The sequence below is a fragment of the Kangiella sp. genome (assembly GCF_048265365.1).
GTDB lineage: Bacteria > Pseudomonadota > Gammaproteobacteria > Enterobacterales > Kangiellaceae > Kangiella.
This window is the reverse complement of the sequence record NZ_JBLXBT010000002.1, coordinates 177,672-190,565: the sequence shown is the minus strand read 5'-3', so window position 1 is coordinate 190,565 and position 12,894 is coordinate 177,672. Positions and strand designations below refer to the sequence as shown.

Here is a 12,894-nt window from a genome sequence, read left to right as displayed (position 1 = left end):
TATTAGTTTTTCTTGTGGTTTGTATCTTTTAATATAAAAACTATTTTACAAAACCACACGAATATGCTTTATTACTCATAATTGTATACATAAATATACAATTCTCAAAGTAAGTATATCCAATCTAAGGGGTAATAATCGCATAAAGCGAGGAGTTAAAAATGAAATTTCCAAGTAAACCTAATAAGGTGTTAGCTGCATTGCTATCGACCAGTTTATTGGCTGGAGCTGGCATGGCCTCAGCAGCTGATACAAAAGGCAAAGAGACACCAAAGGCTAAATTTTCCAATGAGTCGATCATTGTAAAGTTCAAAGAGAACGTGAAAGGTTCTGAGCGTAAAATGTTGGCAAAGTCGCTCGGGGGAGCGTTCAAAGATAAAAACGATGATGGAGTTGATGATCGTTTCAGGAACATCGCTAAAGGTAGATTAGCGCAATTGTCTCTCCCTAAAGGAACCGATCCAGAAGCGCTTGTTGAGCGTTTAAAGCACAATCCGAATATTGAGTACGCAGAGCTAAATTATTTACATTTCCCTTCGGTTGTTCCAAATGATCCCGATTATGGCACTTTATGGGGAATGTCTAAAATCAGCGCTGAGCAGGGTTGGGAAATGGAGATGGGTTCCAAAGATATCGTGGTCGGTGTGATCGATACAGGCTTTGATTATACCCATCCAGATCTAGCCGCTAACATTTGGTCAAACCCAAATGAGATTCCAAATAACGGCGTCGATGATGACGGTAATGGATATATCGATGATATTCACGGTATTTCTGCTATCAACGATAACGGTAACCCACAAGACACGCACTACCATGGTACACACGTTGCTGGAACTATTGGTGCGACCGGTAACAACGGTGTGGGTGTTGTTGGTGTGAACTGGAATACCAGTATGGTTGGCTGTAGCTTCCTTGGTGGTTCTGGTGGTACTACAACAGATGCGATTCAGTGTATTGATTACATGGTTGATTTGGTCAACCGTGGTGTGAACATACGAGTCTTGAACAACTCATGGGGTGGTGGAGCTTTCAGTCAATCATTAAAGGATGCCATCATTTCAGCTGATAACGCGGGCATGTTATTTGTTGCGGCAGCTGGAAACGATGCTGTGAATAATGACCAGGTTGATTCTTGGCCAGCAAACTATGACGTACCAAACGTTATGTCTATTGCTTCAACCACCAGTACTGATGCTATGTCGAGTTTCTCTCAGTGGGGAGCAACTACTGTAGATATGGGCGCGCCTGGCTCTAGTGTTTATTCAACCGTCCCTGGCGGTTATAACACGCTAAGTGGTACTTCAATGGCAACACCGCATGTAGCGGGTGCAGCGGCTCTGATATTGTCGGCAAACCCAGGTTTGGCCACAGCAGATGTTAAAAACATCTTGATGACTTCTGGCGATCCGCTTCCATCACTTGATGGATTAACGGTAAGTGGCAAACGCCTTAATGTTAACAATGCTCTTAATATGGCTGGTGCGGGTGGCCCAGGTTATTACTTGCTAACAACACCAAGCAGCAGAACTGTCAATCAGGGGTCACCAACAGACTACGTAATTGACATGAATGCTGTGGGTGGTTACACCGGAACCGCTACCTTTACTGCTACGGCTCCTGGTTTGAATGCTGATATCAGTTTCTCAAACACGGCTGTTGGCGCTAATAGTTCAACAGTTATGACCGTTCAGACAAGCGCAGCTACTGCCTTGGGTGAGTATACGATTACTATCACGGCTGTTGATGGTGATATTACTGAAACAACAGACGTAACATTGTTGGTTTATCCAACTGGTACCTTTACTGGTACGTTTGAAAACAACAATCCTCTTGCTATCCCTGATAACGATCCTGCAGGTATCAATAGCATAATTAATGTCGGCATGAACTTAACCATAACCGATTTTACAGTGAACATTGATATCTCTCACACTTACATCAGCGATCTTATCGTTACTTTAACATCGCCTTTAGGGCAAACGGTGACATTGCATAATGCAACTGGCGGCTCAGCTGATAACCTGGTTGCTAGTTATAACTTATCGGATTATGACCTGACTGAAGCTTTCGGTGATTGGGTACTTAACGTAAGTGATAACGTAGGTGCTGATACAGGTACTCTGAATAACTGGAGTATGGATATTACTGGTGGTGCCGATCCTGGTACTAACTTGCCTCCAACTATTACAGTGTCTAGTCCTACTGCAAACTCACTTCATTTGCCAGGTTCAGCAATTAACTTCAATGCTGAAGCAATTGACTCTGAAGATGGTAACATTAGCCAGAACTTAACTTGGACTTCAAGTATCGATGGTGTGATTGGAACTGGTGGAACCTTTACTCGAAGTGATTTAACTCAAGGTTCTCATCAAATCACCCTATCAGCAACAGATAGCGACGGTGCTGTTAGTAGCAAGCAGTTCAATATTTACATTGTGACAGACGGTACGACAGTGTCTTATGAGGATACAACACGTTACCCACTACCTGATCTTCAAACTGTAATCGCTCAAATAGAAGTACCATTGGGTGTCACAATTGGTGAAATGAGTCTCTTCGTAGACATTCAACATAGTTTTGCTAATGACATGTTGATTCACCTTGTTTCTCCAAACGGAACAGTGGTTGAAATCTTTGATCGCAAAGCTGATGGTGAATATTACCGTGATTTGGTCAAGACATTTAACCCAGTAGAGTTCAATGGTGAGAATGCCGCAGGTACTTGGGAACTTCGAATTAAAGATGAATGGTCAAATAATTCGGGTAACTTAAATCGCTGGCAGTTAACTTTTGTCCACGATGGTAGTGGTGGCACTAACCCAGGTAATCAGGCTCCTGCTGTTACCATTAGCTCTCCAACCGGAGGCTCTACATTTACTGAAGGTGACCTGGTGACATTCGCTGGTTCTGCAAACGATGTAGAAGATGGTGATGTGACGAATACTTTGGTTTGGTCTTCAGATATTCAGGGCAATCTTGGCACTGGTAGCTCAGTAAGCACATCTTTATTGAGCGTTGGTACACACGTTGTAACTGCTACTGCTACAGACAGTGCAAGTGCAAATGGTACTGCTCAGGTTTCTGTAACTGTTAATCCTGCTCCAGTGAATGAACTTCCGGTAGCTGACTTTAACTTCAGTGTTAACAATCTTGATGTCATCTTCTCAGATTTAAGTGGTGACGCTGATGGTTCCGTAGTTGCGTGGGACTGGGATTTTGGTGACGGTATTAGCTCAAGCTTAGCTAACCCTTCGCATACTTATAATGCGAAGGGTTCTTATACGGTAAGCTTGACGGTAACCGATGATCAGGGTGCGAGCCATACTGTATCTAAAACAGTATCTGTTTCAGCAGCTATTGATTTGATTGCCTCAGCTGAAAACAAGAATGGTCGCATTACGGCTCAGTTAAACTGGGTTGGTGGTTCAACAAACTCTGTAGATGTGTACCGTGATGGTGTGCTAGTTGATACAACTAACAATGACGGGTCATTTACAGACCGATTCCAGTCAGCAAATAACGAATTTGCTTATCAAGTTTGTGAAGCTGGAAGTAATGTTTGCTCAGAGACCGTGATTGTTGTTGCTGCACAGGCAACTAACAAAGGGAAAGGTCCAAGACAACCTCGTTAGTCTTGTTAAAACACAATCCCCTTGTGTTTATAGCCCCAGTCTTTTGTAAGACTTGGGGCTTTTTTTGTGTAATGGGGCGTTTAGTTTGGTGGCTTATTCATAACCTGGGGATCGCAGTTAACCAGATTCCCCAACTTGGTGTCTTTAACCAATATTGAAAGGCTAATTAATTGCTTTTTAGTATTGATGTCGACAAAACTGATGCTTCGACCATCTTCGGCAATTTTGATATCTTTAAATTGTTTGCCAGAACCAGCAACGAACATATCGATAATTTTATAATGTGGCTGGGTTTCCTCAGATAAGGTAAAAGTTATAGGACATTCACAGTCCTCCACGAGCAAAATAGCTGGGTCATAATTATAAAAGTATTTGCCTAAATTAGAGTTACCATTAACTCCTACATAGACTACTGTGAGTTCTGTTTTCATATGTTTTCCTTTTTAGTTTGCTTTTGGTGTTTCGAATATATTGTTGTACTCTGGATGGTTATGAACAAGGCTGATAGTCCCATCTCCGCTTGCCCCACACTGTCTGTATGCAGTTTTTTTCAGGTAATGTCTTATTTGGCAATAGGGGAGTTGATAGCGTAAGGAGCGGTTGTGCTGTGTCAATTTTTTAAATATCTTTTCAGCTTTCTCCAACTCTATCTGCACAGTTCCAGTAATTGACTGTTGTCCTGTTTCATCCATCTTTAGTTCTGCTCTTCTAAGATGGATTAATGCGACGAGCTCTCGGTAGTAGCCGTCTTGACTATTTATGATGTTCTGAGTTAATGCTTTCCGGTAATAATCAGCGGCACTGTTGAAATGCTGTTGGGCATGGTGGTAGCGACCGAGTTCATAATAAATCTTGCTTTGATAGAATCCTGCTTTATGCGATATTCTTTTGTCTTCTATTGGCTGCGTTAATGCCTGATTGAGGGTTAGGGCTTGATTAAGGTGAAGCTGTGCTAAATCATTTTGACTTTGAAGTCGATAAATTTGACCCATCATAGTCAGGGAGAATACTTTTGACTCTTGATATTCCACATTAGTTGGCTCGTATAAGATTAATTCATCGAGAATAGCTTGAGAGCGTTCTAACTGATTTAGAGACAGTTTAAGATCGTTTAACACGAAACTCATGTTAGCTAGATTTTGATAGGCTACGGCAAGATAATACTGTTGTGCTTTGCTGATCTTTTGTTGTTGCTTTAACGTCTGAAGCGTCTCGAGCTGTATCTGGTACTGACTTCGACTTTGCTCTGTTTCGCCGAGGTAGTCATAAGTTCGAGCAATCCATGAGTAGGTATCCACCAATTCGGTTGTTACATCATATGCTTTATCTTCGACTAATTGTTGTTTTAGTTGTGCGGATTTCTGAAAATGTTCAAGTGCGTTCTGGTATTGGTATTCAAGTAATGCCAGAGTGCCAAGATTGTTATGTGCGTAGGAAAGCTCATTAAGATAATGGCTGCTTTCGGGTAACTGCTCGACAAGCTGCGTTGATAGTTGGTAATAGTCATTCCAGTATTGACGCGCTTGAGAATAATTATTATCTAAATAACCCAGGTATCCTCTCCAGTAACTCACCTGCCCTAATTCAAAAGTTACGTCGTTATATAGGGGGCTCGAATTAGACTGTGTTTTCATCAGATGATTGAGTATCTTTGCAGATTGTTCGAAATTATTGCTGGCTTTGTCATGATGCCCCTGCTGGGTATAAACTTCCCCTAAAAGTCTTTGTGCCATGGCATTGTGAAGTTGAGCGCTTGAGCTATCAATGCCGCTACTGTTGAAGTAGTTGATAATTTCAATGCCGAGGTTCTCCATCAGGTCCAGTTTGCCAAGGGGTATCAGTTCTCGTTTTAACTCCTGATTCATGAAGGCAATCAATTGCTCGGCATTGCTTCTCGCATTCTGTTGGTTAATTCTTGCTTTATTGGCCACCAGTAAAGCACTGGTTGAGGTTAAGGATAGGATACAGACTGCTGCTACCAAAATAGTTTTAATTCGTTTTTTTCTTTTCTCTGATTGTATTGATGCGCGGATATAGTCTTTGTGTGGCTGAGCAAGATCCTGCTCCTTTAATTCGAGAAGCTGTCGAGCATCCTCAAGTGACTTTCCAGGCGATAATAAATACCCGTTGCTATGATGATGAGTTTTCCACAATTCACAATTCGCAGAAATATGCTCTTTGGTTATCAGACTCTGATAGTGTTTGTTTATCCATTGTTGAGTGAAAGGTAGCGTATGTATAACAGACTGGTTTGCAAAACGGATATGGGGTTCTTCATTCTTTACATAACAGACGAGTAAATCATTACTGATCAATTCCCCAGTCAGCCTTAACATATTCTTACATTGTATTGTGTCTAATGGTATTTCGGCTAATTTGATGTGGAAAGCGCCATTAAAGTTAACTTTAATTAGCATTGATAGGAGGGTATCAATGGATTTAGAGTTTGTATGAAACTCATTCCTGACATGTAATTGTCGCTTTATCCATAGGTCAGTTCTGTCTCGCTTAATTTGATTATAAGTTTCAAAAGTCAGTTCTTTACCGGAGCTTCTTTGGCATAACTCTAGCAAAAAGCCCTGCAGTTGTTTGAGAGACAACTGATTTTTCACATAAAGTTTGTGTAACTCTTGAGCAAGGGTTTTTCCTGTTTTAGGACATATTTCAAAGGTATATCCATTGTTGGTTGCAGGTTGTGTTATCGCTAGATGGACGTCGGTAGAAGAGGGACTGTCCAGGCAATACAAAGAGGCGCTATCGGCGAGAGATTGGTAGACAGCATGTCTTCTTAGTAAGCCCAAACTGAAGGGGGACATGCATATAACCAGTTTTATATTTGGAATCGAATTAAGCTTTACTGCCAAGCGCAATAATTGATGAACCTTATTACCAACTTCAGTTTTATATCTTGAATTTTCTTGAGCCATTTGTTCTTCCGGTAACAGAAGAGCAAGATCCAAGTGATCAATAAAAACGACTGTGTCTCTGTCTAAATGATTTCTACCATTGGCAAAATCTTCTAGAGATCTATAGGTTTCTTCAAAGTCACTCTGAGTGGAGGTTGCATCTATACATTTGAACACAATTTTCTGATTCTCAAGTTCCGGCCTTAGACCTGCATGAATCAACGAGGTTTTTCCTACGGATGATTGGCCTATAACTAGAATACCGGCGTTATTGCAGACAGATTGTGGTTGCTTTACTAGGTAGAGTAGTTCTTGAACTTCGTAGTCTCTACCATAGAAGAGATGGCTTTCAGTATTGGAAAAGCTGCGGGCTCCGGGGTAGGGAATAATGTCTGTGTCGTATAGCGGTTTGTCATCTGGCGGGGAGATTACTTTGGCTATTAATCGATAACCACGCTTAGGAATGGTTTGGATATAGGTTGGATTTCTTGAGCTATCTTTAAATGCTTTCCGTAGCTGAGTGATACATTTATGCAAAGGATTATCGCTTAGGAATTGATTGGGCCAACAGCGCTCAATCAGCTCTTCAGAACTGACAACTTGACCAGCATGTTCGACAAGACAAGCCAAGACATTCATGACTTTAGGTTCAAATATGACTTGTTGATTTACATCATCACAATGATGCATCTGGTGGCTGTCAATATCCACAAGCCACTCGCCAACTTGAATGGGTCTCTTTTCCATCATTTTCTCTTCAGCTATTTGTTTTTATTTCTATTGTTAAAATTATTTTTGTTCTTTAACTTATTGAAATATATAGGTTTTTCAATATCCAGTTTTCCGCAAGCTTTCTCCAGCTTTCCAGAAGGACTTTCATCTCAATCCGTCGCATAACTTAATCATCCTAACCGCATGAACGCTGTTTGTCAGCAGATGCAAATATGACTTATTTAAGGGAGTAAAACGATGATTAATTTAGAAGAGCTAGTTTCCGCGATACAGCAAAGTGCACTATCAGCTTCGTCGGTAGTCGCTAAAAAGAATCTTGAGATTCTGGATGATTTTTTTGAGCGTTATGAAGAAGACTCTGATGTCGACGATTTGGCTAAGTCAGCCCTGTCAGCGATTTCAGAACTCGACAGTAAAGATGCTGAGCAGGCAGAGAAAATTAAAGACGTACTCAATAGCCTATCTGCTGCATTGAAAAAAGCAGGACATGATAAAGCGGGCTCATTGGCACCAAAGCTGGTTAATATTGAATATCCTAACGTGACCAAGCATGGAGTGGAGACTCATACCGTTAGCGTGCCTCTGTTAAGTCTCATTCCAATTAACTCCATTCAACTGTCTGAACTTAAGTTTACCACTGACCTGGATATCAGCCTGGTCGAAGACAAACTTCAGATTGCATTCCCAGATAAGCCTAAAGCTGGTCGTCTTGGTAAATCCAAGGATGATGGCCAGGGCAAATCGCATCACGCCACTTTAGAAGTGGTGATTGACTGCAAAGAACCGCCACAAGGATTGCAGAAACTTGTGGAAGGTTATGACCGAGCACTAAGAGCACAAATCCCAGGATAGAAGAAGTGGGTTTGGGTTCTTCTGCACTTTAACTTAATAAACTTTAAATATAAGGAGATTTACTATGTCTGATGCACAACCACCATTAGTCAGTATGGCTGAGCAGTTCACAGGGTTACCAATGGGTGATTTGATTGGTGCACCTTTATTAGCGGCAGCTAAAGCGAACTCAGCAATGGCGGCAACACAGACCAAGTTTTTGCTTGATACCTGTTTTGCGAAGGAAACCACCGATGACGGAAAAGATCATTATCAGCCTGTGCTGATCAAAATGACGTTGTCACGCGGTGTTCTGGTGCCTGTGGATCCATCGCAGCCCGACCAGGAACCAACCATTAGCGAAGTTAAAACGACGTTTGACTTACCACTGTTAACGATCCTTCCTCTGAACTCATTGGCCGTCGATGATGTGTCAATTGGTTTTGATATGGAAGTGAAATCAAGCTTTAGTGAAACCACCAATGATAAAACTGAAGAAGCACTGAGTGCACAGTCAAGCTTCTCAGCCAAAGTTGGTTACGGTGTATTTTCCGCTGAAGTTTCAGGTAGCGTGAGTTATGACAGTTCTAGTTCGTCTTCTCGTGATACTCATTATGAGAAGAGCAACTCTGCTCAATACAGCGTGAAGGTTCATGCCGGCCAAATCCCACTGCCGCAGGGTGTTACAACCATTATCCAGGCTTTCACAAACAGCATTTCACCAATTGAAATGCCTGTTTATGGTGAAGCTGGTTAAGCGGTGTTCGAATCAAGGCTATGCTTCGGCATAGCCTTTTAATAAAGCTAATTATGCAAGGAGTTTTTATGTTTACGCAGATTAATTGCCCTAATTGTCAACAACCCATAGCGATTAACGTGAAAAGATTGGTTGCTGGAGATTCTTTCAGCTGCAAAGGATGCTCTGCCAAGGTTTCTCTGGCTGGAGAATCATCTAATGTGGTGACTAAAGCCGTTAACTCATTTGAAAAAGTTGCTGAACAAGCCAAGCATTAAAATGCGTCTTCACTAACAGTCTTTTAAAGGAGTGACATTATGAACGTACAAGTAGGGCGGCTACCCATAGGAAATCTTGGCTACAAGGCTGCAAGCTTTCAAGCTTGGGATGCAGCAATATACCAGCAAAATGCAGGTAACGACGCAGATTGGTCAGGTTTGTACATTGCAGAGGTTGAAGCAACTGCAAAAGGTTATTTACCGGATTACGCAGGCGATAACGGTAATGGCGTTGGCTATATTCATCGAGCATCTTTAACACAGGAGCTACAGCTTATTACCTGTCTGGATGAGTCATTTAAGCGGGGTGATATTGATATGCCAGCACTCAAGCAATCCATTAGAGACAAGGGTATTCAGGTTGCCGATGATGAGTTGCTAATACCTAAGCTGGGTCAATTGGGCTATTGTTTCCGTTGTTATAACAACGAAGAAGGGGCTATAGAAGTGATTGTCCCTAATAGCTTGGCTCAGCATATTGCCATGAACGCTATTCAGCGCTGTACCATTAAACAGTATGAAGTGCAGAGCTGTCAGGCCATTCAGTTTAACTAAGGAGAGTAGCTATGCCATGGGACCAGAATAAATGTCTGTGGGGTTATCCCCCCCATTTTACTAATCAGGATGCGGCTCAGGCAGTGGCCTTAGCCGATTTTAATAATGCCGTGTTTGTGAATACCTCACAAGCTGGGCAAACTCGTCAAGCCTATACCTATGTGGTGATGCAGGGTTACAGAATCTGTGTGGTGGGACACATTCATCCACAAGCTAACCAGCCGCCTAAACCGGGTAATGCCTTCATTCCTGGCTGGCTGGATTGGGCTATGCCAACCCCTACACCGAGTGCAGCCGTGATTGCTGGTTTGCCTGATGGGGGGGACTTCCCAGGTGATAACCGATACCCTCATCCAGTATGACAAAGAGCAAACTATCGTAGCGATAGGGTAGCTGCGGTTGGACCTTGTTTGTCCGGCTGCAGCTATTTTTTCAGTAAGACCTGCAAATTTTTATTCGATTGCCTATAATCATGCGAGAACTTATCGTTAGGATATTAATTGTCTTTCATGACTCAATACCAGATTCTTCCCATTGATCCACACGCCCATCTTTTCGAAGTAACCCTGACTCTTGATAAACCATCCGGTTCTGAGCTGGAATTGTATTTGCCAAACTGGATTCCGGGCAGCTATATGATTCGCGATTTTGCCAAGCATGTTCAATGGTTAAAGGCTGATTCGCAGGGTAAAGCTTTGCCGGTTAGTAAGTTGGACAAAGCTCGTTGGCTGGTGAAGGAGGTGGCGGGGCCGCTTGAGGTTCGTTATCAAGTGTATGCTTGGGACTTGTCGGTGCGAGGAGCGCATCTCGATCAGACTCACGGTTTTTTCAATGGTACCAGTGTCTTTCTAGCGGTCAAAGGGCAAGAAGAGACTCAGTGTCGTGTCAACATTGAGCGACCCAAGGGTGATACTTATCAGTCCTGGCGTGTAGCCACCGGCTTGAAACCTGTTGATGGGACAGCAGAGTTTGGTTTTGGCTGGTATGCCGCGGATAACTATGATGAATTAATTGATTGCCCGGTTGAGATGTCTGATTTTCGCTTAATCAGTTTTGAAGCCTGTGGTGTGCCGCATTACATGGCGCTGACTGGTAAGCATCAAGTTGACGAAGCACGCCTAAGAAATGATCTGATTAAAATCTGCGAACAGCATATCCGTTTCTTTGGTGAACCAGCACCTGTTGATCGTTATATCTTCATGACCTATGTTCTTGGTAAGGGATTTGGAGGCTTAGAGCATCGCAACTCCACCGCACTGCATTGCAGTCGTGAAGATTTACCCTTGCCCAGCGACGATCCGGAGAAGGTAAAGGATTCTTATCTGACGTTTCTGGATTTGTGTTCGCATGAGTACTTTCATACCTGGAATGTGAAGCGTATTAAACCTGCTGAGTTTTTACCCTACGACACACAACAGGAATCCTATACTGAGTTGTTATGGGCTTTCGAAGGGTTTACTTCCTACTATGATAATTTAGCCTTAGTACAGACTGGTATCATTCCGATCAAACAATACCTGTTAAGCATTGCTAAAACCATTACGGTATTACAGCGAGCGCGAGGGCGTTTGATTCAATCCATTGCGGATTCCAGTTACGATGCTTGGACCAAGTTTTATAAGCAAGATGAGAATGCACCCAATTCAGTGGTCAGCTACTATGGCAAGGGTACTGTGATTGCGCTTTGTATGGATTTGTTAATTCGCCAGCTAACGGATAATCAAAAATCATTACGGGATGTGATGGTGCGTTTATGGCAGGAATTTGGTCAACCACAGGTTGGCGTTAAAAATGACTCGATTCAAAATATCACGATTGAAATCTGCGGTGACCAACATCAATCCAAGTTAGAGCAATTTTTCCAGAAAGCACTTTATTCGACTGATGAGCTACCCGTGGAGGAGTTGCTGAAAACAGTTGATCTAGAACTTGTCTTCCAGCCTAAAAATGATCGTAATGATAAAGGGCAGGTTAAAGATGAAATGCCTCATAATAAACCAAAGCCCAGTTTAGGCATTGATTATCAAGCGGCCAGTTTAGGAATATTGGTTAAATCAGTATATTGGGATTCTGCGGCTTGCGAAGCTGGCATTTCTGCGGGTGATCAATTAATCAGTATGAACGATCTGAAAATAGATAATGACGAGTTCGCGAAACGTCTGGCCGAGTATGAAATCGGTGAAACTGTTGTTATTCGAGGCTTTCGCCGCGATGAACTGATCCGTTTTGAAGTCAAACTGAGAGCAAGTGTTGCCGATACTGCTTATCTGGTCTATAGCAGTGAAGAAAAAGATCAGTCGGCAAAGCTGAAGCAGTGGCTGACGCCTTAACTATTGTATAAGCCAGTTACAGTAAGAATTTTTAAGTTTAATAAATTGAAATAAAAAATGGGAAACCGAATGAAAATAGTCACCTTTAATATTAATAGTGTCCGCACACGAGCGCATCAAATTGATGCATTGGTCGCAAAACATGATCCGGACATTATTTGCTTACAGGAAACCAAAGTCCATGACGATGCTTTCCCGTTTGATCTATACGAACATCTTGGCTATCACATCGACATTCATGGTGGAAAGGCGCACTATGGGGTAGCGACCTTTAGTAAGCAAAAACCAATAACGGTTGAGAAAGGTTTTCCAAATGATCCCGAAGACGCGCAACGTCGGATGATCATTACCAGTTATCAGTATGGCGATGAAATTATCAAAGTGCTCAATGGTTATTTCCCACAGGGTGAGAATCGCGAGCATCCTGTGAAATTCCCGTACAAACGAAAATTTTATGCAGATTTGTTAGCCTATTTGCAGAATGATACAGGCGATCACCGTACCATCGTATTAGGTGATATCAACATTTCTCCGCAGGATATCGATATTGGCATTGGTGAACCGAACCGCAAGCGCTGGTTGCGCGATGGTAAGTGTAGTTTCTTACCAGAAGAGCGCGAATGGTTGCAGCAGATTTTGGCAACAGGGTTGTATGATACGTATCGTACTATTAATCCTGATGTTGACGATAAGTTCAGCTGGTTTGATTATCGAAGCCGAGGTTTCGAGCGCGAACCAAGACGTGGCCTTCGTATCGACTCTGTATTTGCTTGTGATTGGTTAAACCAACGAGCGGTTGCCTCTGACATCGATTATGAGATCCGTTCAATGGAGCGTCCATCTGACCATGCGCCGGTATGGACAGAGTTTGACTTAAATCGTTAGGAATTG

At 42.4% G+C, this 12,894-nt stretch carries 10 protein-coding genes; 8 read left to right on the top strand and 2 right to left on the bottom strand.

Annotation, left to right across the window (positions count from 1 at the left end):
• Positions 1–161 precede the first annotated feature (161 nt).
• The gene (locus tag ACN0VI_RS10110) at positions 162–3,635 is read left to right on the top strand and encodes a S8 family serine peptidase (RefSeq protein WP_417446699.1); all 3,474 of its coding nucleotides are present in this window, start codon (positions 162–164) and stop codon (positions 3,633–3,635) included.
• 80 nt (positions 3,636–3,715) lie between these two features.
• Here ACN0VI_RS10110 and ACN0VI_RS10105 read toward each other — a convergent pair whose 3' ends face one another.
• The gene (locus tag ACN0VI_RS10105; protein ID WP_417446698.1) at positions 3,716–4,066 is read right to left on the bottom strand and encodes a hypothetical protein; all 351 of its coding nucleotides are present in this window, start codon (positions 4,064–4,066) and stop codon (positions 3,716–3,718) included.
• Positions 4,067–4,078: 12 nt separating this feature from the next.
• On the bottom strand, positions 4,079–7,288 hold the full coding sequence (locus ACN0VI_RS10100) for a winged helix-turn-helix domain-containing protein (RefSeq protein WP_417446697.1): 3,210 nt from the start codon (positions 7,286–7,288) through the stop codon (positions 4,079–4,081).
• A gap of 222 nt (positions 7,289–7,510) precedes the next feature.
• Between ACN0VI_RS10100 and ACN0VI_RS10095 the strand changes: the two genes are divergently transcribed.
• From ACN0VI_RS10095 to xthA, 7 genes are all read left to right on the top strand, one after another.
• Complete coding sequence (locus ACN0VI_RS10095) at positions 7,511–8,125, top strand: DUF2589 domain-containing protein (RefSeq protein WP_417446696.1); 615 nt, start codon at positions 7,511–7,513, stop codon at positions 8,123–8,125.
• A 64-nt stretch (positions 8,126–8,189) separates the two neighbouring features.
• A complete protein-coding gene (locus ACN0VI_RS10090) occupies positions 8,190–8,861 on the top strand; it encodes a DUF2589 domain-containing protein (protein WP_331889425.1) in 672 nt (223 codons plus the stop codon).
• Between the two features lie 68 nt (positions 8,862–8,929).
• Positions 8,930–9,118: a hypothetical protein gene (locus ACN0VI_RS10085; RefSeq protein ID WP_331889423.1), complete on the top strand. Its 189-nt coding sequence runs from the start codon at positions 8,930–8,932 to the stop codon at positions 9,116–9,118.
• Positions 9,119–9,157: 39 nt separating this feature from the next.
• Positions 9,158–9,673, top strand: coding sequence for a hypothetical protein (locus tag ACN0VI_RS10080; protein WP_417446695.1), 516 nt, complete (start codon positions 9,158–9,160; stop codon positions 9,671–9,673).
• 11 nt (positions 9,674–9,684) lie between these two features.
• Complete coding sequence (locus ACN0VI_RS10075; protein ID WP_417446694.1) at positions 9,685–10,035, top strand: hypothetical protein; 351 nt, start codon at positions 9,685–9,687, stop codon at positions 10,033–10,035.
• Positions 10,036–10,182: 147 nt separating this feature from the next.
• Entirely contained in the window at positions 10,183–12,003 is a 1,821-nt protein-coding gene (locus ACN0VI_RS10070) for a PDZ domain-containing protein (protein ID WP_331889499.1), read from the top strand.
• A gap of 69 nt (positions 12,004–12,072) precedes the next feature.
• Entirely contained in the window at positions 12,073–12,888 is an 816-nt protein-coding gene (gene xthA / locus ACN0VI_RS10065) for an exodeoxyribonuclease III (protein ID WP_331889417.1), read from the top strand.
• Positions 12,889–12,894: the final 6 nt, after the last annotated feature.

Excerpts from the sequence above, each read along its gene's own strand:
- ACN0VI_RS10100 (WP_417446697.1), bottom strand. The coding sequence starts at position 7,288 with ATGGAAAAGAGACCCATTCAAGTTGGCGAGTGGCTTGTGGATATTGAC.
- ACN0VI_RS10085 (WP_331889423.1), top strand. The coding sequence starts at position 8,930 with ATGTTTACGCAGATTAATTGCCCTAATTGTCAACAACCCATAGCGATT.
- ACN0VI_RS10095 (WP_417446696.1), top strand. The coding sequence starts at position 7,511 with ATGATTAATTTAGAAGAGCTAGTTTCCGCGATACAGCAAAGTGCACTA.
- xthA (WP_331889417.1), top strand. The coding sequence starts at position 12,073 with ATGAAAATAGTCACCTTTAATATTAATAGTGTCCGCACACGAGCGCAT.
- ACN0VI_RS10110 (WP_417446699.1), top strand. The coding sequence starts at position 162 with ATGAAATTTCCAAGTAAACCTAATAAGGTGTTAGCTGCATTGCTATCG.
- ACN0VI_RS10070 (WP_331889499.1), top strand. The coding sequence starts at position 10,183 with ATGACTCAATACCAGATTCTTCCCATTGATCCACACGCCCATCTTTTC.
- ACN0VI_RS10080 (WP_417446695.1), top strand. The coding sequence starts at position 9,158 with ATGAACGTACAAGTAGGGCGGCTACCCATAGGAAATCTTGGCTACAAG.
- ACN0VI_RS10075 (WP_417446694.1), top strand. The coding sequence starts at position 9,685 with ATGCCATGGGACCAGAATAAATGTCTGTGGGGTTATCCCCCCCATTTT.
- ACN0VI_RS10090 (WP_331889425.1), top strand. The coding sequence starts at position 8,190 with ATGTCTGATGCACAACCACCATTAGTCAGTATGGCTGAGCAGTTCACA.
- ACN0VI_RS10105 (WP_417446698.1), bottom strand. The coding sequence starts at position 4,066 with ATGAAAACAGAACTCACAGTAGTCTATGTAGGAGTTAATGGTAACTCT.